The sequence below is a fragment of the Streptomyces sp. NPDC006872 genome (assembly GCF_040635845.1).
Taxonomy (GTDB): Bacteria; Actinomycetota; Actinomycetes; order Streptomycetales; family Streptomycetaceae; genus Streptomyces.
This window is the reverse complement of the sequence record NZ_JBEYIL010000006.1, coordinates 394,675-418,822: the sequence shown is the minus strand read 5'-3', so window position 1 is coordinate 418,822 and position 24,148 is coordinate 394,675. Positions and strand designations below refer to the sequence as shown.

The window sequence follows — 24,148 nt, the reverse complement described above, 5'->3', positions numbered from 1 at the left end:
CGCACAACCTCTCTTTGACCAGGCACTTTCCAAGCGTCCTTCCGTGAGACGGAAGCGGTATTGCGCCCATGTGACGCCCGTCCGGACGATGTCGCCACCACACAGAGACGGGAGCCTCTTCCATGCCTCACACGACCGCCTTCGCCAGGAACCAGTGGTACGTCGCCGCCTACAGCCACGAGGTGGGGCGCGAGGAACTGCTCGGCCGGACGATCCTCGGTGAGCCGCTCGTCTTCTACCGGACCGAGGAGGACGGGACGCCCGTCGCGCTGCACGACCGCTGTGTGCACCGCCGGTTCCCGCTCTCCGAGAGCCGGCTCGACGGCGACCGCATCGTGTGCGGCTACCACGGCTTCACGTACGACACGACCGGCGCGTGCGTGTACGTGCCGGGGCAGAAGCGCATCCCGCGCACCGCCCGGGTCACCGCGTACCCGGTCGTCGAGCAGGACTCGCTGGTGTGGGTGTGGATAGGCGACCCGGCGCTGGCCGACGCGGGGACCATTCCGCGTGCCCGGCACCTCGACTCCCCCGGCTGGACGACCGTCCGCGGCATGGAGCCCATCGACGCCGACTACGGTCTTCTCGTCGACAACCTGCTCGACCTCTCCCACGAGACGTACCTGCACGGCGGCTACATCGGCACCCCGGAGGTCGCGGAGACGCCGATCACCACCGAGGTCGACGAGGGCGCCGGGATCGTGCGGGTGAGCCGGCACATGGACGACGCCGAGTGCCCGCCCTTCTACGCGAGGTCCACCGGCATCGAGGGGCGGATCACCCGCTGGCAGGACATCGAGTACCACGCGCCCTGCCTCTACCTGCTGCACAGCCGCATCGCACCGGTGGGCGTGCTGCCCGAGGCGGACGGCAGCGACCCGAACGGCTTCCACACCGAGATCACGTACGCCATCACGCCGTCCGACGACGGCAAGGTGTACGACTTCTGGATGGTCTCGCGGGACTGGGCGACGGACGACGACGAGGTCACCGAGTTCCTGCGGGGCAACAACCACACGGTCGTCATGCAGGACGTCGACGCGCTCAACCTCCTTCAGCGCACGCTCGGTTCGGAGCGGGCCGGCTACCAGGAGCTGAGCATCAACATCGACACCGGCGGCCTCGCCGCCCGCCGCATCCTCGCCCGGCTGGTGGAAGAGGGCGACAAGCCGATGGAGCAGGTCAGTTGAGCTCCCCGACGGGCGAGATCTACCGCGTCGACTGGCTGCCGGGCACCGATGTCCTGCACGGCACCTGTCACTGCGGCGCCGAGCACGCCTCGCAGGACCCGATCGAGATGTGGGAGTGGATGCTCGGCCACCCCGAAGGACACGATCCGCAAGGAACCGAACCGCGAGGAAGCACGCCATGAGTGACGTGTACGAAGACGAACTCGTCGTCGACCGGCGGGAGTTCGCGGCCGACGGCGTGCTCGCCCTCACCCTGCGTCATCCGCTGGGCGAGCCGCTTCCGGCCTGGGAGCCGGGCGCCCACATCGACGTCGTCCTCGGACCGGGTCTGGAGCGGCAGTACTCGCTGTGCGGCGACCCGGCCGACCGTGCCGCCTGGCGGATCGCGGTACTGCGCGAGCCGGCCGGGCGGGGCGGCTCCGCGCATGTGCACGAGCAGGTGCGGCAAGGGGACAAGGTCCGGGTGCGCGGGCCGCGCAACCACTTCGCGCTGCGTCCGGCGCCCGGCTACCGCTTCGTCGCGGGCGGGATCGGGATCACCCCCGTGCTGCCGATGCTGGCGGCGGCCGAGGCGGCGGGCGCCGAGTGGAGCCTGCTCTACGGCGGTCGCAGCCGCGCATCCATGGCGTTCACCGAGGAGTTGGCGGGCTACGGCGACCGGGTCACCGTGGCCCCGCAGGACGAGAGCGGCCTGCTCGACCTCGGTTCGGTGCTCGACACGCTGCCCGAGGGGACCCTCGTCTACTGCTGCGGTCCCGGGCCGCTGCTGGACGCCGTCGAGGAGCGCTGTCCGGCCGGCGCGCTGCATGTGGAGCGGTTCCAGGCCAGGGAGCAACCGACGGGCGAAGACGGCGAGTTCGAGGTCGAGCTCGCGCAGAGCGGTCGGACGCTGACCGTGGCGCCGGGCGTCTCCGTGCTGGACACGGTACGCGCGGCCGGTGTCGAGGTGCTGTACTCCTGCGCGGAGGGCACCTGCGGCACCTGCGAGACGGATGTGCTGGAGGGCGAGCCGGAGCACCGGGACTCGGTCCTCAGCCCGCAGGAGCGGGAGGCCGGGGAGACGATGATGATCTGTGTGTCCCGGTGTCGGGGGAAGCGGCTCGTGCTGGATCTGTGACCCGCAGATCGGCCTCGATCCGGGCCACGGCCGCGAGCAGTGGCGGGAGCAGCTCCCGGCGGACCGAGGCCGCCGAGGTCCGGCCGGCGTGGACGGCGATGTTCACGCCGGCCACGACCGTGCCGTCCCGGCCGCGCACCGGGGCGCCGACCGACCGCAGCCCCTCCTCCAGCTCCTGGTCGACGAGGGCGTACCCCTGCCGTCGCACCCGTGCCAGTTCCGCCCGCAAAGCCTGCGGTTCGACGAGAGTCCGCGCGGTCAGCGGGCGCAACTGCGTACGGGCGAGCCGGACTTCGAGTTCGGCTTCCGGAAGTGCGGCGAGCATGACCCGGCCCACCGAGGTGACGTGCGCGGGAAAGCGGGTGCCGACGGTGATGACCGCGGACATGATGCGGGCGGTCGGCACCCTGGCCACGTAGACGATGTCGTCGCCGTCCAGGACGCACAGCGAGGACGACTCCTTCACCTGTGCGACGAGTTGCTCCAGGTGCGGCTCGGCGACCTGAGGGAGCGTCAGGCCGACCAGGTAGGCGTAGCCGAGTTCCAGCACGCGCGGCGTGAGCCGGAACAGCCGGCCGTCGCTGTGCACATAGCCCAGGTCGGCGAGGGTGAGCAGGAGGCGTCGGGCGGCCGCCCGGGTCAGGCCGCAGGCGCGGGCCACCTCGCTGAGCGTGCGCGCGGGATGCTCGGCGTCGAAGGAGCGGATGACCGCGAGACCCCGCTCGAAGGACCTCACGAAGTGCGGTTCTCGGGCCGTGCCGGACATGCCGCCCTCCAAACTGTCAACAATTTCGTCAGCCAAGCCCATTGACCCCGTCGGACGGCGGGCTCTACGTTCCCTGCACGCCAATTGAGCACTACTGTGCGGTGTGCGCACAGCCTGTCGGAACCCGTTGTCTGCACAGGAGGAGCCTTGCGTCGTCTGCTCGCCGGTCTCGCGACCGGCACCATCCTGCTCGCCACGGCGGCCTGTGGCTCGTCCGACGACTCCGGTGCGTCCACCGGGAGTTCGTCGACCGGAGGCGTCACGACCGTCAAACTCGGCCTCATCCCCATCGTCGACGTGGCGCCCGTCTACCTGGGCGTGAAACAGGGCTTCTACGAGAAGCACGGCCTGAAACTGTCGATCACCACGGCGCAGGGCGGCGCGGCGATCGTGCCCGGAGTCGTCAGCGGGCAGTTCCAGTTCGGGTTCAGCAACATGACCTCGCTCATGGTCGCCCAGTCCAACAGCGTTCCCGTGCAGGCCGTTTCGAACGGCATCGCGTCAACGGGCCTGCAGGGCAAGGACTTCGGGGCGATCACGGTGAAGAAGGACAGCCCGATCAAGTCCGCGAAGGACCTGGAGGGCAAGAAGGTCGCCATCAACACCCTGAAGAACATCAACGAGACCGCGGTGCGCGAGTCCGTGCGCAAGGCGGGCGGCGACCCGGACAAGGTGGACTTCGTCGAGCTGGCCTTCGACCAGATGGCCGCCGCCCTGGACAGCGGCCAGATCGACGCCGCGATGGTGGTCGAGCCGGCTCTCGCCACCGTCAAGAGCCAGGGCGGCGTGGAGATCGCCTCGCCGCTGGTGGACGTGGCCCCGAACCTCACCGTCGCCATGTACTTCACCTCCACGCAGTACGCGCAGAAGAACCCGGAGGTGGTGAAGAAGTTCCAGGAGGCCACCGCCGAGTCCCTCGCCTACGCCGACGCCCACCCCGACGAGGTCCGGCAGATCGTCACCACCTACACCAAGATCCCGGCGGCGGTCCTGACGCAGGTGACGCTGCCCAAGTGGCCCGCCGAGGCGAACCGTTCGTCGATCGAGGCGCTGGAGAAGCTGGGCGAGCAGGACAAGCTCTTCAAGACGACCCCGGACCTGGACAAGCTGCTGCCGTGAAGGGAGCGAACCTCGCACTCGGTGCGACCGGGCTCGCGGCCTTCCTCGCCCTGGGCGAGGCGGTGCCGCGGCTCGGCCTGGTCAAGGAGGCCTACTTCCCGCCGACGAGCCGTATCGCCGGCGCCCTCGGCGACGAACTCGCCGACTCCGCGTTCTGGACCGCGCTCGGCGACACCCTCACCGGCTGGGCGCTGGGCCTGACGATCGCGGTGTGCGCCGGGATCCTGACGGGCGTGATCGTCTCGGTCGTCCCCCACCTCCGCGCGGCGACGGCCTCGACGATCGAGTTCCTGCGCCCGATCCCGTCGGTCGCCCTGATCCCCCTCGCGGTGCTGCTGTACGGCACCGAACTCCGCTCGGTCCTCCTGCTGGTCGTCTACGCCTCCTTCTGGCAGGTACTGATCCAGGTCCTGTACGGCGTCCAGGACGTCGACCCGGTCGCCGAGGAGACCGCCCGCTCCTACGGGCTCGGCCCCTGGGCGCGCGTCCGGTACGTGCTGTGGCCGACCGCGCTGCCATACGTCATGACCGGCGTGCGGCTCGCGGCGGCCGTCGCGCTGATCCTGACCATCACCACCGAACTGGTCATCGGCGCACCGGGGTTGGGGGCGCGCATCGCCGTCGCGCAGACCTCGCAGGCGGTGCCCGAGATGTACGCGCTGGTCGTCGTCACCGGAGTGCTCGGGCTGCTGATCAACGTGGGCGCCCGGTCGGTGGAGCGGCGGGCGCTGGCCTGGCACCAGTCGGTGCGCGGGGAGGTGGCGGTGTGAGGCGAGGTGGCGGCGTGAGGCGGTTCCTGCTGCGGCTGCTGTTCACGCTCGGCCTGCCGGCCGTCCTGGTCACGGCGTGGTGGCTGGCGTCCGACGGCAGCACGAACGTGTACTGGCCGCCGCTGCGCACGATCCTCAAGACGTTCCCCGAAGTGTGGACGGCCGAGCGGCTGCGCACCGACGTCCGGCCGAGCGTGCTGCGGCTGGTAAGCGGTTACGCAACCGCGGCCGTCGTCGGGATCGCGCTGGGCACGGTCATCGGCTCGTACCGGCGGGTGCGGGCGGTGTGCGAGCCGGTCCTGGAGTTCCTGCGGGCGGTGCCGCCGCCCGTCCTGGTGCCGATCATCATGCTGTTCGCGGGTATCGGCGACACCATGAAGGTCGTCGTGATCGCGAGCGGCTGTGTGTGGCCGGTGCTGCTCAACACGGTCGAGGGCGTGCGGGCGGTGGACCCGGTGATGGCGGAGACGGCCCGCAGTTACGGCATCACGGGCGTCGCCCGGCTGCGCACCGTGATCCTGCCGTCGGCGAGCCCGCAGATCTTCGCGGGGCTGCGCCAGGCGCTGTCGATCGGGATCATCCTGATGGTCATCAGCGAGATGTTCGCCGCCAGCAACGGACTCGGCTTCACCATCGTGCAGTTCCAACGGGGCTTCGCCATCCCCGACATGTGGACCGGGATCCTGGTGCTCGGTCTGCTGGGCTTCGCGCTGTCGGTGCTCTTCCAGGTCGTCGAGCGTCGGGTGCTCGGCTGGTACCACGGTCTGCGCGCCTCCACCCGGCGGTCCCCGTGACCGACGTGACCCTCGTGAAAGGGCGGTCCATGCTCGACGTACGCGGCCTGCGGAAGGTCTACGAGGGGTCCGGGCGCCGGGTCGAGGCGGTGCGCGACCTGACCTTCACGGTCGAGGCGGGCGAACTCGTGTGCCTGGTGGGCCCGTCGGGCTGCGGCAAGACGACCCTGTTGAAGTGCATGGGCGGGCTGCTCGCGCCGTCCGGCGGCGAAGTGCTCCTGGCGGGACGGCCGGTGACCGGGCCGCCGCCGGGCATGGCGTTCGTCTTCCAGGAGTACGGGCGGAGCCTCTTCCCCTGGATGCGGGTCGGCGAGAACGTCGAACTCCCTCTGAAACAGAAGGGTTTGGCGAAGCCTCGGCGGCGGGAGCTGGTCGCCGACGCCCTGGAGTCGGTCGGGCTGGCGGACGCGGCCTCCGCGTATCCGTGGCAGTTGTCGGGCGGCATGCAGCAGCGGGTGGCGATCGCCCGGGCGCTCGCGTACGAGCCCCAGGTCCTGCTGATGGACGAGCCGTTCGCGGCGGTGGACGCGCAGACCCGGGCCGACCTGGAGGACCTCGTGCGGGGCCTGTGGCGCGAGCGCGGGATCACCATCCTGTTCGTCACGCACGACATCGACGAGGCGGTCTACCTCGGCGAGCGGGTCGTCGTCCTGTCCGCCTCCCCGACGGTCGTCCAGGAGCAGCTGAAGGTCGATCTGCCGCCGGAGCGCGACCAGTTGCACACCCGGGTGGCCCCGCGCTTCGCCGAACTGCGGACCCATGTGTACGAGCAGATCCAGGCGGCGAAGCGCGGGACTCCGGTGGACCGCTTCACGAAGACGGACGCGCCTCCGCCGCACTGAGCGCGGACGCACTGGGCGGAGGGTGCACAGGGGCGGGCGCCCTGGGTCGGGTGCACTCGGCGGGTCGCCGACCGGGCGCCGTCGGCGACCTGAACGCCGACGGTGCCCGGTCGGGCCTCGGAGGACGTCAGGCCTCGGGGGCCGGGACCACGCTGAGGTGGCCCGCGGTGCGCCGCGCGGAGCGCGTTCTGCGCGGTGCGAGCGCCGGCCGGTTGTCGCGCAGGACCATGGTCAGCCGGGTGTACCCCATGTCCTGCAGGGTCCGGGGGGTGTCGCCCACGATGCGGCACTCGGTGGCGCCCCAGCGCGGGTCCGGGTGCAGCAGGAGCCGGACCGCCCCGTCGTGCTCGACGGCCCCCTCGCCGACCGCACGGATCCAGTGCGGAAGCCCGTGCCGGTAGGCGGCCTCCATGATCGGGTCCTGCGCGATGTCGCGGCGGATCGCCTGCAGCCCGTGGTCATGGCCGTTGCGCTCCACCGCCGCCGCGAAACCGGCGAGCATCGGCAGGCACCAGCCGGCCTCGTGGTCGCCGAGGACCGAGGACGCGTCGGGATGGAAGAGGACGAACCGCAGGAAGTTCTCGCCCGGCAGAGCCGTCGGATGCGGGCCGATCTCACGGAAAAGTGACGCGAAAGCGGTGTTGGAGAGCACCACGTCCCAGCGCTGGTCGAGGACCACGGAGGGGAAGGGGACGGCTTCCAGATATGTGGCGTAGTCCTGCAGATACGCCTGGGCCTCGAGACTCTCGGGGACGGGCCGCGGTACGGACCGCTGCCTTCCTGCCTGATATGCCATCGGGAGGTCACCCCTCTTGCCTATGCGGCCTTCACGCGGCGCCCCGATCCTGCTGCCCGGGCACTTCGCATGTCAACTATCGTGGCATTCCATGCTCGTTGACGGCTGAAATTGGCCACAGTTGTGGCGAGACCTGGATGTGAGTTCGAAATAACCGCTACTCTCCACGCAGTTCACAGCGACCGTCTGTACGGTGAGCGTGTGCCTGTGTGAGAGGGACGTGAGAGACCTAGGAGACCTGACGGTGTCGGAGGATGGCTTCGAGGTTCCGGGCGCCACGGCGACGGTGCTGCTGTCGGCCGTCGTCGCCCGTGTCGCCGCGCTCGCCGACCGGCTCGGCGTACCGCACGCGGAGGTCTTCGCCACCGGGCGGCTGTCCGTCGCCTCCGGTGTCCCGGAGTCCGTGGTCAAGGCCCTGCTGAGCGGCCGCGCCGCCGGCGAGCCCGATGTGCAGGCCCGCTTCCTGCAGCGCCTCGACCTGTTGCGCCGCACCCGGCTCAAGCCGAACGGCCGCAAGTACACCCAGCAGGAGATCGCCGACGGCGCCGGCATGTCGCGTCAGCAGGCGGGCGCCCTCATCAACGGCGACCGGCGTCCCACGATGGAGCACTGCGACGCCCTGCAGCGGTTCTTCCGCGTGCACGCGGGCTTCCTGACGGCCGAGGACCCGGAGGCGCTCGCGGGGGCCCTGCAGCACACCGAGCAGGAGCTGCTGCAGAAGCTCGCCGCACGCGAGGCGGCCGCGGCGGCCGAGGACCCGCTGGAGCGGCTGCTCCAGGACCACGGAGTCCGCGGCATCGCGTGGCGGGCCGCTCAGCTGCCCACCGACCAGCACCGCGACAAGGTCGCCGAGTGGCTGGACATGCTCCTGGAGAGCGTGAAGCGGCCCGAGTCGTGATCGGGGGGAGAAGGGTGAACATCGCCAAGGAAATGCGCCGTCTCAGCGGTGAACTGGTCTCGGAACTGGCCCTCGCGGCTCCTGCCGCGCCTGCCGAGCTGTACACCGCCCTGTGCGACGGGATGAGCAGACGGCGCGGTCGCCCCGTCCACTTCCGGATGGCCCCCTTCCCGGCCGACACGGCCAGCGGGCTGTGGCTGGACATGGCCGACCAGGACCTGGTCGTCATCGAGGAACGCACCGCGCCCGACCACCAGTTGGTGATCCTGGGCCACGAGCTGTGGCACATGAAGGCGGGGCACTGCGGTCATCACGTGGAGGGCGCCGCGGTCGCCGCCCGTTTACTCAGCGACGGGGCGGACCTGCGGGCGACGGTGCGCAGCGTCGCCGCGCGCACCCGATTCGACCTGGCCGACGAGAGGGACGCCGAGAGCTTCGGCCTGCTGCTGGCCAGCAAGTGCCGTACCTGGCTGCCGGGTTCGTCTCCCCGGGGGCGCGGGCAGCGCGATCACCTGGCGGGCCGGATCGAGGCGTCGCTGGGCTACCTGGGGCCGCAGAACTGACCTCCCGCCGGGGGGGCCTCGGGGCGGGTCCCCGAGGCGGGTCGCCCGGTCAGGTCGCGCTGCGCTCGCTTGCCTCGCGCAGGTCCTGTCCCGTGCCGTCCGGCAGGCCCGTCGGTCCCGTCCCCGGGCGGCCCTCGCGCAGCAGTTCGCGCCAGCGCTCGCGGCTCCAGTCGGCCGGGGCCGTCGTACGGGTGAACTCCTCGACGAGCGCGCGGAATCGGGCCGGGTCGCTGTGGAACGGGAAGTGGCCGGCGCCCTCGAAGATCTCCAGTCGGCTGCCCGGCATCGCCTCGTGGGCGCCGTACGCGTGCCGCACGGGCACCACGCTGTCCCGGTCCCCCCACAGCAGCATCGTCGGCATGCCGGCCGTCAGATAGCAGCGGTCGAGCATGGTCACGACCTGGCCGCGCCAGTCGACGACCGCGCGCAGGGTGCGGATGAAGGCGCTGCGGGAGGTCTCGTCCGGCAGGGCGTCGACGAGGTGGAGCAAGTCGGGTGCGTCCTGGCCGAGATCGGTGTCCAGCAACTCCATCAGCTTGATCACGAGGCCGACTTGGAGTCGGGCACCCGGCAACCGCAGTGCGGACAGCGCCAGTTGCGCGCCCGGCAGGGAGACCAGCCGCAGCGCGGGGTTGACCTCGCGGCCGACTCCGCCCGCGCTGACGAGGATCAGCCGCTCGGTGCGCTCGGGGAACTGGTAGGCGAACTGCATCGCCACTCCCCCGCCCAGCGAGTGCCCGACCAGGGTCGCCGACTCCACGCCGAGCGCGGACAGCAGATCGCGCAGGCCATTGGCGTACGCGGCCACCGAGTAGTCGGCACGGGGCTTGTCGGACGCGCCGTGGCCGAGGAGGTCGGGGGCGATGACGGTGTGGGTGCGGGCCAGGTCGGGAATGAGCTCGGCCCAGGTCGCCGAGGAGTCGCCGATGCCGTGGATGAGGACCAGCGCCGGTCCCTCTCCGGCCATCCGGAAAGCACGCCGGTAGCCGTGCACCACCCGGTAGCGCAGCTCCAGTTCTCCGTCACCCACCGGGCGCAGCCGTGCGGCGCGCGCCGGGTGCCGCTGCGGGACGTCGACCACCCGCTCGCCTCCTGTTCCACCGGCCTCCGACGGTCTTCCGAAAGCCCTTCCCACCAGCGTAGGACCCCTTTCCCCCAGGGGATTTCGGACAGGTTTCGCCTCCGCTAAGCGGGCGAACCGAAGTGGAGGACGGCCGGATTGTCAGTGGTGCCCGGCAAGCTGGGGGGTGCGCCGCCACACGGGGGCGTACGCGCCGTCAGGGCGCGTGGGAGACGACGCCGACGCGGGGAGAGCCGACCGATGCCCACTGCCGTACTGACCGACCGCGAGCGCACCGCTGTACAGGCCTACCTGCGGCTGCTGCACACCGTACGGGCCGCCTTCGGCGACGAGGGGGCCGGCCAGGGCGTCGGCGCCGCCGGGCCCCCGCACGACCGGCTGCCGCCCGTGGTGCCACCCGCCGTCCTGGCCGAGGCGGAACAGGCCCTGGCCGACGCGGGGCTGGCCGGCAACGAGCAGGAGTTCTTCCGCCTGCTGCACCACTGGTGCCCCGGCCCATGACACCCCGGACACCCGCCTCGGACACGGCGAACCGCACCCGCCCAGGCTCGTCCACCATCCGCCGCACCCACCCGGGCTCGGTGGACCGCCCGCCGCCCCGAGCGACGCACAGCCGACCCGGCAACGAGGAGGAGGCCATCCAGCCGCCGCGCAACGGCCGCTCCCGGCCCGTGACGCCCCGGCACGCGCCCCGAGCACTCGACGGACCCACCCGCCAGGCTCGGTGGGCCGCCCGCCGCCCTGACCGACGCAGAGCCGTCCCGGCAGCCAGAGGGAGCCTTTCCAGTGGCTGTGCAAGTAGCGCCCCGGCCCATGGCGGCGCCGGGCGGTCGTCTGGGGTGTGGTGGACCGTGACGGCGTGCGGGCGGTCGTCTCAAGTGTGGTGGACCGTGACGGTCCGCGGCGGGCGTCTCAGGTGTGGTGGATCGTGACCGCCGTGGCCACCAGGCCGCGGCGGACGGTCCAGCGGCCGTCGAAGTGGCCGAGCCGGCGGCCGCCGACCAGCGGTCCGGGCACGAGGAGCCGGGCGCGGAACGCGCCTTGCGAGTCACCGGCGGGGCCGGCGGCCTCGGCGGTGATGTCGATGTCGGCCTCGCTGAAGTCCAGCCACTTGCGGGTGAGGGGGAACCACGCCTTGTAGACGGACTCCTTGGCGCTGAACAGCAGCCGGTCCCAGTGCACCGCGGGACGCTCCGCGGCCAGGCGGCCGAGCCGCTCCGCCTCCGCGGGCAGGGCGACGGCGGACAGCACCCCCTCGGGCAGAGGCGCGTGGGGCTCGGCGTCGATGCCGAGGGAGGCCAGATCGTCGGCCCGGACGAGCGCCGCGCCGCAGTAGCCCTCGCAGTGGGTCATGCTGCCGGTCAGGCCCTGCGGCCACTGCGGAGCGCCGCGCTCGCCGGGCAGCACGGGCTGCGGGGGCACGCCGAGCTTCTCCATGGCGCGCCGGGCACACGCGCGTACGACGGTGAACTCGCGGCGCCGCTTGTCGACCGCCCGCGCCACCAGCGCTTCCTCCTGCGGGTACAGCGGGCCGTCCCCGAACTCCCGGACGCCCTCCTCGCCGAAGGCCTCCACCGCCACTACCGACTCCGGCAGCAGTTCCTCGATCACTTCGCCTCGGCCTCCCTGGGCAGGATGCGCCGCAGCCGGCCCGGAGGCTGCGGCCGCTTGCGCCATTCGCGGGGGTAGCCCACCGACACCTCCTCGAAGCGGACGCCCTCGTGCCAGGTGGTCCGCGGAATGTGGAGGTGGCCGTAGACCATGGTCTCGATGCGGAACCGGCGGTGCCAGTCCGCGGTCAGCTCGGTGCCGCACCACATGGCGAACTCGGGGTGCCACAGCACGTCCATCGGATGCCGGTGCAGCGGGTAGTGGTTGACCGGGATCACGGGCAGGTCGTCCGGGAGTTCGGCGAGCCGGCGTTCGGTCTCGGCGACCCGGGCCCGGCACCAGGCCTCGCGGGTGGGATACGGGTCGGGGTGCAGCAGGTACTCGTCGTTGCAGATGATCCCGGTGCCCTCCGCGTACGCCAGCCCCTCCGCCTTGGTCGTGCAGCCGGCCGGCAGGAAGGAGTAGTCGTACAGCAGGAACAGCGGTGCGACGGCCACCGGGCCGCCGGGCCCCTCCCACACCGGGTAGGGGTCCTCGGGCGTCGTCACGCCCAGGTCGCGGCAGAGCTCGACGAGGTGCTCGTAGCGGGCGACCCCGCGCAGGGTGACCGGATCCGTCGGATGGGTCCACAGCTCGTGGTTGCCGGGGGCCCAGACGACCTTGCGGAACCGGCTCGCGAGCGTCTTCAGCGCCCACCGGATGTCGGCCACGTTCTCCGAGACGTCGCCGGCGACGAGCAGCCAGTCCTCGTCCGACTCCGGGGCCATGGCCTCGACCAGCGCGCGGTTCTCGGGATATCCGATGTGCAGATCGCTGATGGCCAACAGTCGTCCGGCGTGTGGTCCGGCCCGTCGCTCTGCGTCACCGGCCGTCGTCGTCACCTTGCGCCCCCGCTCACGTCGCCCACGCTCCGCATCCTCACGAACACACCAGTGCCACCACGAGAACACATTCACGCCTGCGGTTCAAGGTCGAATCGAGCCGCCCGCCCCGTCGGCACAGGCCGCCACCTGCGCCGGAGCACGCCACTACCCGACCGCACGCCTCACGTGAACAAGATCGGAAAATCCGTAACACGCGCGTTGCACGCCGCACCCCCGAGAAGCCGTATGATCGCCCCAACACCACCGCCATGGACGTCCCTTCCGCAGGGCGGTTTTGGTGACCCACCATTCCCCCTGCCCGGGCCGGGCTTGCTTCGCCCTGCCCGCGAACCGTGAAAGGCGGCCTCGCATGGTCTCTCGCGTACGCGTCTGGCTCAACCGCACGTACGCGGAGAACGTGTTCTTCACGGATCAGCTGCGACGAAATCCCAGCGATCGCGCCGTCGAGATCCATGCCACGCACGGTGACGCCGACTCTCCCGTGCTGGCCGCCGCCGACACCGCCGAGCTGGAGCCGGAAGGTCTCTCCCCGGCCGCGTACGTCGAGTACGCGCTCGCCCAGTGCAAGCGCCGCAGCATCGACGTGTTCGTGCCCCGGCTGAACCAGTCGGCCATCGTGGCGCACCGCGCCGACTTCGAGGCGATCGGCACCGCGCTGCTGGCGCCGCCGCCGGAGGCCGTCGCCGTCTTCCACGACAAGGTGATCGCATACGAGGCCGTACAGGCGATCGGTGTGCCCGTGCCGCCGTGGTACCGGGCCCGCTCGGCGGAAGAACTCGTCGCCGCCGTCGAGGAGTTGGAAGGGGCCGGACACAAGCCCTGCTTCAAGCCGGCGTCCGGCGCGGGCGGCGTGGGCTTCCGCATGATCACCCGGGCCCCGTTCTCACTCATGCACCTCAACGGGTTCCCGAGCGCGTACGTCCAACTGGACATGGTGGTCGGGGCGTTGCAGCAGTCCGACGAGCCGGTCGACCTGCTGGTCATGCCCCGCCTGGAGCAGCCGGAGGTGTCCGTGGACTGCCTCACCGGCCCCGACAACGTCCTGCGGATGGCCATCGGCCGGACGAAGAACGGCCGTCGCCGCGGCTTCACGCTGCACGAGCAGTGGCTGGAGCCCGCGCGCCTGATCGCCGAGGGCTTCGGGCTGCACTACCTGTCCAACATCCAGTTCCGGATGTTCGGCGACCAGCCGGTCCTGATGGACGTCAACACCCGCCCGGCCGGCGGTCTCCACCAGCTGTCGCTGTGCGGCGTCAACGCGCCCTGGGCTGCGGTGCAGTTGGCGCTCGGCGAGGACCCGGGCGAGATCGTCCCGCCGTTCCTGGGGCAGGACTACACGGTGGTGTCGGGCCCGCGGCCGCTGCGCGCGGTCTCGCTTCCGCACCAGCGGCTGGACGAGACCCCCGAGCCGCGGCTGCCCGCCATGCCCGCGCCTGCCGACTCCGTCGAGGTGACGCCTGCGAGCGCGGCGGAGGCACTGCAGCACTAGGCGGTACGCGCGGTACGCCGGGCCGGGGGCTGCCCGCCGGGCCGGGCGGCACCCCCTCAAAAACTGAATCTCTTCTCACCGGTATGGACCAATTCCGTCTGTCATCTTGACAGGCGGATTGGTCCATACCAACTTTGTTGCGCACCCCTTGCACCCTCTGCACACTCCCCTGCACTCCCGAACACCCCCATATCTTCAGGGAGATCGCGTGCGCACCAGATCCCTCGGACGCCCATGGCGTCGATTCCTCGCCCTGCTCGGCACCGCCGGGCTCGCCCTCGCCGGGGCCGTCGCCCTGCCGGGCACCGCTCAGGCCGCCAACGTCCTCACCAACCCCGGCTTCGAGTCGGGCGCCGTCTCGCCCTGGTCCTGTACCGGCAACCTCGGCTCGATCGTCTCCACACCCGTGCACGGCGGCTCCAAGGCCCTGGCGGGAGCCGTGAGTTCGAGCGACATCGCCAAGTGCAGCCAGACCGTCGCCGTCCGGCCGAACACCGCCTACGCACTGACCGGCTGGGTGCGCGGCTCCTACGTCTACCTCGGCGTCGACGGCGGCGCCTCCACCTGGACGTCGTCGCCGTCGGCGTACAGCCCGCTGTCGGTGTCCTTCACCACCGGGGCCGCGCAGACCAGCGCCACGATCTATGTGCACGGCTGGTACGCCCAGGGCACCTATCAGGCGGACGACATCAGCCTCGACGGGCCGGGCGGAGGCGGCGGTTCGGACACCCAGGCGCCGACCGCGCCCGGCGCTCTGGCCTCGACCGGAAAGACGTCGTCCAGCGTGTCGCTGTCCTGGAACGCCTCGACCGACAACGTCGGCGTCACTGCCTACGACGTCTACCGCGGGTCCACGAGCGTCCTCACCGTCTCCGGTACGTCCGCCACGGTCAGCGGGCTGTCCGCGAGCACCGCGTACAGCTTCACGGTGAAGGCGCGCGACGCCGCCGGGAACACCTCCGCGGCCTCCAACTCCGTGTCCGTCACCACGAACGCGGGCGGCGGGGGCGGCACCGGGTTCAAGCAGGCGGCGCCCTATCTGTTCGAGGGCTGGGGCGATCCGCCGAGCGCGACCACGGTGATGAACGCGACCGGCGTCAAGTGGTTCACCATGGCGTTCATGCTGGACGGCGGCGGCTGCAACCCGATGTGGGACAGCAACCGTCCGCTGACCGGCGGGGTCGACCAGAGCGTCATCAACCAGATCCGCTCGGCGGGCGGTGACATCGTGCCGTCGTTCGGCGGCTGGCAGGGCAGCAAGCTCGGCGCCAACTGCTCCTCGGCGAGCGCGCTGGCGGCCGCGCTGCAGAAGGTGATCGACGCCTACTCCCTCAAGGCGATCGACATGGACATCGAGAACACCGACGAGTTCGAGAACGAGGCCGTGCAGGCGCGGATCCTCACCGCGCTGAAGACCGTCAAGGCCAACAATCCCGGCCTGAAGACCATCGTCACCTTCGGGACGACCACGACGGGGCCGACCTACTACGGCAACCGTCTCATCGAGCAGGCCAAGTCCATCGGCGCCGACATCGACGTCTTCACCATCATGCCGTTCGACTTCGGCGGCGGCGCGGACATGTACGGCAACACCGTGAACGCCACGGAGGGGCTGAAGAACAAGCTGAAGTCCACCTTCGGGTGGGACGACGCGACCGCCTACGCGCACATCGGCATCTCCGGCATGAACGGACTGTCCGACCAGCAGGAGAACACCACCCCGGCGATCTGGACGTCGATCCGTGACTGGGCCAACGGCCACCACATCGCCCGGCTCGCCTTCTGGGCGGTCAACCGGGACCGGCCGTGCCCGGGCGGGGGCGTGGTGAGCAACTGCTCCGGCATCAGCCAGAGCACCTGGCAGTTCACCTCGATCACGGCCGGCTTCACCGGCTGAGCAACTCGGCTGCCGGGAGGCTCGGTTGCCGAGAGGACCGGTCGCCGAGCAGCTCGGTCGCCTGTCGGCTCGGTCGCCGGGCAGCTCTGCGCGAGCGAGAAGTCCCTCGGGCTCCGGCCCGGGGGATTTTTCTTTCGTGGGGGGTGTATCAGCGCCCGGGGTGGCTGCTCCTAAGTGTGTAGGGCCCACCGGGGAACGGCTGGGGGAGCACGAGGCCCCGGGGGAAGCACAGGGATCGACGGGGGAAGAACGGGAATCGACGGGGGATTCCCGGGGGAACGGGGGATCGGGTCGGTCGGCCGCTGTCACGGGGAGCGACCGACCGACCCGAACCGGGTGACCAGGTGGCCGTCAGAAGCGTCCCGAACCCCGGTACAGCTCCAGTTCGCCGTCCAGTTCGACCGCGAGGACCGTGGCGTGCGGGTCGAGGTCGGAGCCGGACGGCGGGTCGATCCACAGCACGCCGACCGCCTCGTGCAGACCGCCGACGACCCGGTGGGCGAGCTCCGTGCCGGTGCCGAGCACCGTGACCCTGCGGACCGGCGTGACCAGACCCCGGACGCCGATCTCGGCACGCGGGATGTCGAACAGGGTGAGGTAGAGGGTGCGGCCGTCGGCGGAGAGGGTGCTGGGCCCGTAGTGGTGCCCGGCCGGCAGCCCCCGCACCGTCCCGTACACGGCGTCGGAGTGCTTGCGGATCCACTCCCCCAGACCTTCGAGACGCTCGACCTGCGGCTGCGGGATGGTGCCGTCCTCCATCGGGCCGACGTCGAGCAGCAGGTTGCCGCCGCCGCCGATGGTCTCGCTGAAGTAGCGGATCAGCTGGGTGAGCGACTTGTGGTTGTGGTCGTGATGCTGGTACCCCCACGAGTCGTTGATGGTGAGGCACAACTCCCAGGGCCCGGCGGGCGGTTCGATGGGCGCGCCCTGTTCGGGGGTGGCGTAGTCGCCCTCGCTGAGCATGCGGGCGTTGAAGACGACATGCGGCGAGTACGAGCGGATCAGCGCGGCGAGTTCCGGGATGCGCCACTGCTCCTCGCTGCGGTCCCACTCGCCGTCGAACCACATCAGGTCGGGCCGGTAGCGGGAGGCCAACTCCCGGATCTGGCCGTCCCGGTAGACGATGAACCGCTCCCAGGCGTCCAGGTCCTCGTCCTCGGCGGAGCACTCGGAGTAGCGGTTGTCCTCCTGCTCCGGCGGGCGGCCCGGCTTGCGCGTGGAGGCGTAGTCGGGGTGGTTCCAGTCGGAGTGCGAGTAGTACAGGCCGACCTTGAGACCCTTCTCGCGCAGGGCGTCCGCGTAGCCGGAAAGGTAGTCGCGGCCCAGGTTGAGGTCGCCGTACGCCGTGTCCCACAGGGCGACGCCGTCGTGGTGGCGGCTGGTGAGGACGGCGTACCTGGCGCCGGCGCGCTCGAACAGGTCGGCCCAGGCCTTCGGGTCGTACCGGGCGCCGGTGAAACGCTCGAGCTGGGACATGTAACGGTCGTGCGGGACGATGTCGTCGTAGAACGACCAGGACTCCTGGACGCCGTCGACGGCGTAGATGCCCCAGTGGACGAAGATCCCCAACTTGGCGTCGGTGAACCAGGGTTGCATGGACACGGCTGAACTCCTCCGCAGAGCAGGGCACTTCATGACGGGGGCGGGCGCGTGGAGTGCACGCCCGCCCCTGGGGGCCGCTGCTAGCGGCCGGTGGCGGCGCGCTCCAGACGGAGCGTCAGGATCTGGAAGGGCCGCAGCGCGATGTCGACTCCGCCGCCCTCACCGACGACCGCCGGCTCCAGCGGCCGCTCCAGCAGATCGGTGATCTGCGCGCCCGCGAGCGGGAAGCTCGTGCGCAGGACGCCGGCGGCCCGACCGCCGCGGGACTCGTAGAGCCGGACGACGACGTCGCCGGACTCGTCGTCGGCGAGCTTCACGGCCTCCACGGTGATGCCGTCGCCGTCCACCGAGACGATCGGCTCGGGCGCGTGAGCCGCGTCCGCCGCGTCCGCCGCGTCCGCCACGTTCGCCACGTTCGCCACCCGGAGCGGGAGGTTCAGGGCGTAGCCCTCGGCGACCGCGTCCTCGATGCTCGCGCCGGGCAGCAACGCGTAGTTGAAGCGGTGCCGGCCCTGGTCGGCCTCGGGGTCCGGGATGCGCGGGGCGCGCACCAGACTGAGCCGGACCGTGGTGGTCGTGCCGCCGTCCTCGCGGACCGTGCGGGAGACGTCGTGGCCGTAGGTGGAGTCGTTGATGACCGCGACGCCGTAGCCGGGTTCGCCGATGTGCACCCAGCGGTGGCCGGAGACCTCGAACCGGGCCGCCTCCCAGCTGGTGTTGGTGTGGGTGGGGCGCTGGATGTGGCCGAACTGGATCTCGGCGGAGGAGTGCGGGGCCCGGATGTCCACCGGGAAGGCCGCCTTGAGGATCTTCTCCGCCTCGTGCCAGTCGATGTCGGTCTCGAAGTCGATGCGGGGGCTGCCGGCGCGCAGGGTGACGGTCTGGGTGATCGTCGAGCCCTTGCCGAAGGAGCGGGTGATCCGGATCGCGCCGACGAGCGGGTCCTCCTCGACGACCGTCACCGCGTCCGGCTCCAGCAGGTCGGTGTAGCGGTTCTGGTAGTGCTTGTCGATGTCCCAGGCGTCCCAGTAGTTGGGGAGGTCGGTGTGCAGACGCAGCAGGTTGCCCTGGTCGGCGAGGACCTCGCGATTCGCCCGCAGATCGTATACAGAAGACAGTGTGCCGTCTTCTGCGATCTGTACACGGACCAGCCCGTTGTCGAGGACACGGCCGGACACCGTCACCGGCTGCGGCGGCTGCGCGCCGTCCGCCGACCCTGCCAGGGGTGCGCTGCCGCTCGCGGGCACCTCGACGTACGCCGGTGCGCCCTCGGGCGTGCGGACCACCTCGGCGCGGTCGAACGGGCTGGTGTTGAACACGCGCGCCGCACCGGCGCCCGTCCGGCCCTCGCTCGCCGAGCCGCCGCCCAGCGCGGCGACCGCCTCGGCCGTCAGCACCTCCAACTCCTGGGCGACACGCGCGTATTCGGCCTCCGCCTCGCGGTGCACCCAGGCGATCGAGGAGCCCGGCAGGATGTCGTGGAACTGGTGCAGCAGCACCGTCTTCCAGAGCCGGTCGAGCTTCTCGTACGGGTAGGCGTAGCCCGGCGTGTGCAGTGCGGCCGTCGTGGCCCACAACTCCGCCTCGCGCAGGAGGTGTTCGCTGCGCCGGTTGCCCTGCTTGGTGCGGGCCTGGGTGGTGTAGGTGGCGCGGTGCAGCTCCAGGTAGAGCTCGCCGACCCAGACGGGCGCGTCCGGGTACTCCTCGCGGGCCTTGGCGAAGAAGGTGTCGGGGTGCTCGACGACGACCTTCGGCGAGCCTTCCAGGTCGGCCAGCCGGCGCGCCCGTTCCATGATCTCGCGGGTGGGGCCGCCACCGCCGTCGCCCCAGCCGAACGGGGCGAGCGAGCGCGTGCCGCCGCCCTTCTCGGAGTAGTTGCGGACCGCCCGGTCCATCTCCTCGCCGCTGAAGCGCGCGTTGTAGGTGTCGACCGGCGGGAAGTGCGTGAAGATGCGGGTGCCGTCGATGCCCTCCCACCAGAAGGTGTGGTGGGGGAACTTGTTCGTCTGGTTCCAGGAGATCTTCTGGGTGAGGAACCAGTCGTTGCCGGCAAGCTTGGCGAGCTGCGGGTAGGCGGCGTTGTAGCCGAAGGAGTCCGGCAGCCAGACGCCCTTGGTCTCGATGCCGAAGTGCTCGATGAAGAACCGCTTGCCGTGGACCAGTTGGCGGGCGATGGCCTCGCCGCCGGGCAGGTTGCCGTCGGACTCCACCCACATGCCGCCGACCGGGGCCCACTGACCGCGCCGCACCGACTCCTGGATCCGTGCCCACACCTGCGGGTAGTTGTCGCGCACCCACTCGTACTGCTGGGCCTGCGAGCAGGCGAAGATGAAGTCGTCGTACTCGTCGGCGAGCGAGGTGACGTTGGAGAAGGTGCGGGAGGTCTTGCGCTTCGTCTCGCGGATGGGCCACAGCCAGGCGGAGTCGATGTGCGCGTGGCCGACGCCGGAGACGGTGTGGGCGCTGGCGTGGGCGGGCCTGGCCAGGACGGGGGCGAGGACCTCGCGGACGGCGGCGGCGGAGCCGGAGACGTCGTCCAGGTCGAGGGCGTCCATGGCCCGGTCCAGGGCGTGCATGATCTCGTGGCGGCGCGGCTCGTGCTCGCCGAGGTGGACCATGAGCTCGCGCAGCACCTGGAGGTCGAGGTCGAGGTGCCAGACCTCCTCGTCGAGGACGGCGATGTCGGCGCGGCGGAATGTATACAGTGGACGGTCGCCCGCCGTCAGTACATCGCCCAGCAGGGTCGGCGCCGAGAAGTCGTTGGCCAGGATGTCCGGGTTGGAGGCCGCCTCGACGAGGTAGTCGATGCTCTCCCCGCCCGTCGCCGGGTTGCCGATCGGCACGTACTGGTTGAGCGGGTTGACCGCCTTGAGCGGCGTCCCGTCGGTGAGGTGGACGAGGGCCTCGGCCTGGTTGCCGGGCCAGTCGCCCACGAAGCCGAGGTCGATGACGGCCTCGACGCGCTTGCCGGCCCACTCCGCGGGCACCTGGCCGCGCATCCGGAACCAGGTGGTGCCCCAGGGCGGGCCCCACGGGGTGTCCATGGCGAAGGGCTTGTAGGCGGCGGCCGCGGCCTCCGTGAAGGGGACCGGCTCCCCCGGCGCCTGCCAGGCCTCGACCTCGAAGGGCACGGTGGCCGCGTAGATCGCGGGCTTGATGCGCTGGTTGTGGACGCGCTCGACGCGCTCCTCGATGCGGCGGCGTTCGTCATGCATGGGGAATCTCCAGAGAGGGACCACGGAGGGCGGGGAAGGCGGTGGATGCGGGGAATCCGGGGATTCCGGGAAGGCGGGAGAGGCGGAGAGGGCGGGCAGGCCAGGGGGCCGGGGTCAGGCGAGCCGAGCAGGGGAGAAAGCGCTTTCCCCTCCCGACGGCTACTTAAGGTACGCCAGCCCGGGGTGGACGTCCTTGTACCCCTCCACCAGCCTGCGGGCCACGTTCACCGAGTCGACCAGCGGGTGCAGCGCGAACGCCTTCACGGCCGTCGTGCGCGAGCCGGACTCGGCGGCGGCCAGCACCTCGCGCTCGACGCCCTTCACCGCGCAGACCAGCCCGGTGGCGTGCTCGGGCAGCGGGGCCACGGCCACCGGGTGCGCACCGCCCGCGTCGACCAGGCAGGGCACCTCGATGACGGCGTCCGTGTCGAGCGCCGAGAGGACTCCTTGGTTGCGGACGTTGAGGATCAGGGTCGTGCGCTCGTCCCGGGCGATGGCCCGCATCAGGGCGAGGGCGACCTTCTCGTAGCCGCCGGAGAGGTCGTCGGCGTCGCGCTCGCCGGCGCCGGCCGTCTCGCGGTTCTCGGCCATGTAGGTGGCCTCGCGTTCGGCGCGGGTGCGGTCCCAGGCGGTCAGGGCCGCCGCGTCCGGGCGCTTCATCTCCTCGTAGAACCGGGCCTGCTGGTCGGCCAGGAAGGCGCCGCGGGTCTTCTCGGCCTGCTGGTAGGCCCGGACGGCTTCCCGGTTGAAGTAGTAGTAGTGCAGGTACTCGTTGGGGATCGCGCCGAGCGACTGCAGCCAGTCGACGCCGAAGAGCTTGCCCTCCTCGAAGGAGCCGAGCAGATCGGCGTCGGCGAGCAGCCGGGGCAGTTCGTCGCGTCCGGCGACCCGCAGACCGCGCACCCAGCCGAGGTGGTTGAGACCGACGTAGTCGATCCATGCCTCCTTCGGGTTGGCGCCGAGGACGCGGGCGATCCGGCGGCCGAGGCCGACCGGCGAGTCGCAGATGCCGATGACGCGGTCGCCGAGGTGGCGGGACATGGCCTCGGTGACGAGTCCGGCCGGGTTGGTGAAGTTGATGACCCAGGCGTCCGGGGCGAGACGGGCCACCCGCCGGGCGATGTCGACGGCGACGGGGACCGTCCGCAGACCGTAGGCGATGCCTCCGGCGCCGACCGTCTCCTGGCCGAGGACGCCCTGCGCGAGGGCCACCCGCTCGTCGTTCGCCCGGCCCTCCAGACCGCCGACCCGGATCGCGGAGAAGATGAAGTCGGCGCCGCGCAGCGCCTCGTCGAGGTCGGTGGTGGCGGTCACCCGGGGGGCGTCGGGGACGGCGGCGGCCTGTTCATCCAGTACACGGGCGACTGCATACAGTCGACTGTCGTCCAGATCGTGCAGAACGACTTCCGTGACCCGGCCCTCGCCGCGGTCCGTCAGCAGCGCCCCGTACACGAGCGGCACCCGGAACCCGCCACCGCCCAGAATCGTCAGTTTCACGCTTGCACCTTTCCTGCCACGACCAGCTCGACGCCCGCCTCCTCGAAGGAGGACCGCGTCACCGGATCGACCGGCGTGTTGGTCACCACCACGTCCAGGTCCTCGGGACCGCAGACCTTCGCCATGCCCGTACCCGGGAACTTCGCCGAGTCGGCGAGCAGGACGACCTTGTCACCGGCCTTGATCATGGCCCGTTTCACCGGCACCTCGACGACCGTCGTGTCCATCACCTGCCCGCCCGGGCGCACCCCACTGGTGCCGAGGAAGAGCCAGTCGGCGTGCAGCTGGCGCAGATTGTCCTCGGTGAGGAAGCCGACCAGGGAGCGGTACTCGCGGCGGACCATGCCGCCGAGCAGCACCAGCTCGATGCCCTCGTCGTCGGCGAGTTCCTCGTAGACCACCAGGTTGCTGGTGATCACCGTGAGCCGGCGGCCGTGCAGCTGCCGGGCCAGCCGGTAGGCGGTGGTGCCGATGTCGAGCAGCACCGACTGGCCGTCCGCGACCATGGCCGCGGCCCGGGCCGCTATCGCGTCCTTCTGGGCCACGCGGACCTCGGCGACCTCGGCGAAGGGCTGGTCGCCCTCCTCCGCCACGGCTCCGCCGTGCACCCGGGTGAGCAGGCCGTCCTCCTCGAGTTTGACCAGGTCACGCCTGATCGTGGCCGGGCTCACACCCAGCTGCTCGGAGAGATCCGTCACGGCCGCGGGACCACCGGAGCGCAGGGCCCGCAGGATGAGTTGATGTCGTCGTTCTGCCAGCACGACGTGAACACTACTCGTCATCTTCAATCAAATCTATGCTCACTTCTGCTGAGGTATTGACCAATGTCGCCGATGGGCGCACGATTCCGGTCACCGAAATGAAGAGTTTTGACGAGCGGTCCTGCCGGGCGAGCTCGCCCGGCTCTTGCGACGAGAGGGATCTGTGGTGGACGACGACCGGCCCGAGGTACTGCTCACCGGGCTGCTCTTCTACGACCTCGTCCTCACCGGGCTCGGCGGGCCGCCGAAGCCGGGCGAGGAGATCTGGACGGCGGGCATGGGCTGCGGCCCCGGCGGCATCGCCAACCTCGCGGTGGCCGCGTCCCGCTTCGGGCTCCGCACCTCGCTGGCCACGGTCTTCGGCGACGACTTCTACGGCGCCCACTGCCGCGAGGTGCTGGCCGGTCAGGAGGGCGTCGACCTGGCGCTCTCCCGGGTGGCGCGGGGCTGGCACACGCCGGTCACCGTCGCCCTCGCGCACGGTCACGACCGGGCCCTCGTCACCCACGGCCAGGAACCGCCGTACTCGCAGGACACCCTGATGGGCGACCCGCCCGAGGCGCGCACGGCCCTCGTGCACCTGGAGGCCGAACCGGTCGCCTGGCTCGCCAAGGCGGCCGCGAACGGCACGCAGATCTACGCCGACGTCGGCTGGGACCCCACCCAGCAGTGGTCGACCGACCTGCTCGCCCAGCTCGCCCTGTGCCATGCCTTCCTGCCCAACGAGACCGAGGCGATGGCGTACACCCGCACCGACAGCGCGGTCGCCGCGCTCGGCACGCTCGCGGAGCTGGTGCCGGTGGCCGTGGTCACCCGGGGCGCGGACGGCGCCGTCGCGGTCGATCAGACGAGCGGGGAGTACGCGGAGGTCCCCGCTCTTGACATCGATGTCCTCGACGCGACGGGCGCCGGCGACGTGTTCGGCGCGAGCTTCGTCGCGGCCTCGCTGCGCGGCTGGCCGCTGGTGGAACGGCTGCGGTTCGCGGTGCTCGCCGCCGGGCTCTCCGTACAGCACCACGGCGGCGCCCTGGCGGCCCCCGGCTGGTACGGCGTCGACCGCTGGTGGCGCTCGGTGACCGACCCCGAACTGAAGCGGGCGTACGGCTTCCTCGCCGACCGCATCCCGGCGGACGTGGGCCCGCCGGTGCGGTACGCCCCGGTCACCCCGCCGGTCCTGCGGCCCTGACCGCAACCGGGCGAGGACGACACCCCCGTATGCCCCTCGAATTGCACCCCGTCTGCAAAGACGCGAACAG

At 71.2% G+C, this 24,148-nt stretch carries 22 protein-coding genes; 13 read left to right on the top strand and 9 right to left on the bottom strand.

All coding sequences use genetic code 11. The annotated features are described in order from the left end of the window. The first annotated feature begins 122 nt into the window (after positions 1-122). Genes ABZ725_RS20620 through ABZ725_RS20610 form a run of 3 tightly spaced genes read left to right on the top strand, consistent with a single transcriptional unit; the run spans position 123 to position 2,307 of the window. The gene (locus ABZ725_RS20620) at positions 123-1,190 is read left to right on the top strand and encodes an aromatic ring-hydroxylating dioxygenase subunit alpha (protein ID WP_358804029.1); all 1,068 of its coding nucleotides are present in this window, start codon (positions 123-125) and stop codon (positions 1,188-1,190) included. Then, positions 1,187-1,372: a hypothetical protein gene (locus ABZ725_RS20615; protein WP_358804028.1), complete on the top strand. Its 186-nt coding sequence runs from the start codon at positions 1,187-1,189 to the stop codon at positions 1,370-1,372. Before ABZ725_RS20620 ends, ABZ725_RS20615 begins: the two co-directional genes overlap by 4 nt. Beyond that, on the top strand, positions 1,369-2,307 hold the full coding sequence (locus ABZ725_RS20610; protein ID WP_358804027.1) for a PDR/VanB family oxidoreductase: 939 nt from the start codon (positions 1,369-1,371) through the stop codon (positions 2,305-2,307). Before ABZ725_RS20615 ends, ABZ725_RS20610 begins: the two co-directional genes overlap by 4 nt. Here the strand turns inward: ABZ725_RS20610 and ABZ725_RS20605 are convergent. Beyond that, the gene (locus ABZ725_RS20605) at positions 2,222-3,073 is read right to left on the bottom strand and encodes an IclR family transcriptional regulator C-terminal domain-containing protein (protein WP_358804026.1); all 852 of its coding nucleotides are present in this window, start codon (positions 3,071-3,073) and stop codon (positions 2,222-2,224) included. The two genes, ABZ725_RS20610 and ABZ725_RS20605, sit on opposite strands and share 86 nt — an antisense overlap. Before the next feature lie 147 nt (positions 3,074-3,220). Between ABZ725_RS20605 and ABZ725_RS20600 the strand changes: the two genes are divergently transcribed. From ABZ725_RS20600 to ABZ725_RS20585, 4 genes are read left to right on the top strand one after another with little or no spacing between them, the layout of a single operon-like run. After that, the gene (locus tag ABZ725_RS20600) at positions 3,221-4,192 is read left to right on the top strand and encodes an ABC transporter substrate-binding protein (protein ID WP_358804025.1); all 972 of its coding nucleotides are present in this window, start codon (positions 3,221-3,223) and stop codon (positions 4,190-4,192) included. Then, positions 4,189-4,962, top strand: a complete 774-nt coding sequence (locus ABZ725_RS20595) for an ABC transporter permease (RefSeq protein ID WP_358804024.1) — start codon at positions 4,189-4,191, stop codon at positions 4,960-4,962. The genes ABZ725_RS20600 and ABZ725_RS20595 overlap by 4 nt, the downstream gene beginning before the upstream one ends. Positions 4,963-4,976: 14 nt before the next feature. Next, positions 4,977-5,756, top strand: coding sequence for an ABC transporter permease (locus tag ABZ725_RS20590; protein WP_358804023.1), 780 nt, complete (start codon positions 4,977-4,979; stop codon positions 5,754-5,756). A gap of 29 nt (positions 5,757-5,785) precedes the next feature. Continuing rightward, positions 5,786-6,598, top strand: a complete 813-nt coding sequence (locus ABZ725_RS20585) for an ABC transporter ATP-binding protein (protein WP_358804159.1) — start codon at positions 5,786-5,788, stop codon at positions 6,596-6,598. Positions 6,599-6,725: 127 nt separating this feature from the next. On the opposite strand, the gene ABZ725_RS20580 is transcribed toward ABZ725_RS20585, so the two are convergent. Continuing rightward, the gene (locus tag ABZ725_RS20580) at positions 6,726-7,394 is read right to left on the bottom strand and encodes a hypothetical protein (protein WP_351912748.1); all 669 of its coding nucleotides are present in this window, start codon (positions 7,392-7,394) and stop codon (positions 6,726-6,728) included. A gap of 244 nt (positions 7,395-7,638) precedes the next feature. On the opposite strand from ABZ725_RS20580, the gene ABZ725_RS20575 reads away from it, so the two are divergent. Together ABZ725_RS20575 and ABZ725_RS20570 are read left to right on the top strand one after the other, a co-directional pair. Then, entirely contained in the window at positions 7,639-8,292 is a 654-nt protein-coding gene (locus tag ABZ725_RS20575) for a helix-turn-helix transcriptional regulator (protein ID WP_351912746.1), read from the top strand. A 32-nt stretch (positions 8,293-8,324) separates the two neighbouring features. Continuing rightward, on the top strand, positions 8,325-8,855 hold the full coding sequence (locus ABZ725_RS20570) for a toxin-antitoxin system, toxin component (RefSeq protein WP_351912811.1): 531 nt from the start codon (positions 8,325-8,327) through the stop codon (positions 8,853-8,855). Between the two features lie 49 nt (positions 8,856-8,904). Here ABZ725_RS20570 and ABZ725_RS20565 read toward each other — a convergent pair whose 3' ends face one another. Next, entirely contained in the window at positions 8,905-9,936 is a 1,032-nt protein-coding gene (locus ABZ725_RS20565; RefSeq protein ID WP_358804022.1) for an alpha/beta hydrolase, read from the bottom strand. A 240-nt stretch (positions 9,937-10,176) separates the two neighbouring features. Between ABZ725_RS20565 and ABZ725_RS20560 the strand changes: the two genes are divergently transcribed. After that, positions 10,177-10,437 carry a hypothetical protein gene (locus ABZ725_RS20560; protein WP_358804021.1) on the top strand — a complete coding sequence of 87 codons (261 nt, stop codon included), beginning with the start codon at positions 10,177-10,179 and terminating at the stop codon, positions 10,435-10,437. A gap of 411 nt (positions 10,438-10,848) precedes the next feature. Here the strand turns inward: ABZ725_RS20560 and ABZ725_RS20555 are convergent, their stop codons facing one another. Together ABZ725_RS20555 and ABZ725_RS20550 are read right to left on the bottom strand one after the other, a co-directional pair. Further along, positions 10,849-11,547 carry a 4'-phosphopantetheinyl transferase superfamily protein gene (locus ABZ725_RS20555; protein WP_358804020.1) on the bottom strand — a complete coding sequence of 233 codons (699 nt, stop codon included), beginning with the start codon at positions 11,545-11,547 and terminating at the stop codon, positions 10,849-10,851. Next, the gene (locus ABZ725_RS20550) at positions 11,544-12,374 is read right to left on the bottom strand and encodes a metallophosphoesterase (RefSeq protein ID WP_358804158.1); all 831 of its coding nucleotides are present in this window, start codon (positions 12,372-12,374) and stop codon (positions 11,544-11,546) included. Before ABZ725_RS20550 ends, ABZ725_RS20555 begins: the two co-directional genes overlap by 4 nt. A gap of 406 nt (positions 12,375-12,780) precedes the next feature. Between ABZ725_RS20550 and ABZ725_RS20545 the strand changes: the two genes are divergently transcribed. Then, positions 12,781-13,920 carry an ATP-grasp domain-containing protein gene (locus ABZ725_RS20545; protein WP_358804019.1) on the top strand — a complete coding sequence of 380 codons (1,140 nt, stop codon included), beginning with the start codon at positions 12,781-12,783 and terminating at the stop codon, positions 13,918-13,920. 208 nt (positions 13,921-14,128) lie between these two features. Then, a complete protein-coding gene (locus ABZ725_RS20540) occupies positions 14,129-15,817 on the top strand; it encodes a carbohydrate binding domain-containing protein (RefSeq protein ID WP_358804018.1) in 1,689 nt (562 codons plus the stop codon). 351 nt (positions 15,818-16,168) lie between these two features. Here the strand turns inward: ABZ725_RS20540 and ABZ725_RS20535 are convergent, their stop codons facing one another. The 4 genes from ABZ725_RS20535 to ABZ725_RS20520 all read right to left on the bottom strand — a co-directional run bounded on the left by ABZ725_RS20535 (position 16,169) and on the right by ABZ725_RS20520 (position 22,892). Continuing rightward, on the bottom strand, positions 16,169-17,419 hold the full coding sequence (locus tag ABZ725_RS20535) for an alpha-L-fucosidase (RefSeq protein ID WP_358804017.1): 1,251 nt from the start codon (positions 17,417-17,419) through the stop codon (positions 16,169-16,171). Between the two features lie 80 nt (positions 17,420-17,499). Next, complete coding sequence (locus ABZ725_RS20530) at positions 17,500-20,634, bottom strand: glycoside hydrolase family 38 C-terminal domain-containing protein (protein WP_358804016.1); 3,135 nt, start codon at positions 20,632-20,634, stop codon at positions 17,500-17,502. 159 nt (positions 20,635-20,793) lie between these two features. Further along, complete coding sequence (locus ABZ725_RS20525; RefSeq protein ID WP_351912731.1) at positions 20,794-22,131, bottom strand: 6-phospho-beta-glucosidase; 1,338 nt, start codon at positions 22,129-22,131, stop codon at positions 20,794-20,796. Further along, on the bottom strand, positions 22,128-22,892 hold the full coding sequence (locus tag ABZ725_RS20520) for a DeoR/GlpR family DNA-binding transcription regulator (protein WP_351912808.1): 765 nt from the start codon (positions 22,890-22,892) through the stop codon (positions 22,128-22,130). The genes ABZ725_RS20525 and ABZ725_RS20520 overlap by 4 nt, the downstream gene beginning before the upstream one ends. A 166-nt stretch (positions 22,893-23,058) precedes the next feature. On the opposite strand from ABZ725_RS20520, the gene ABZ725_RS20515 reads away from it, so the two are divergent. Further along, entirely contained in the window at positions 23,059-24,078 is a 1,020-nt protein-coding gene (locus tag ABZ725_RS20515; RefSeq protein WP_358804015.1) for a carbohydrate kinase family protein, read from the top strand. Positions 24,079-24,148: the final 70 nt, after the last annotated feature.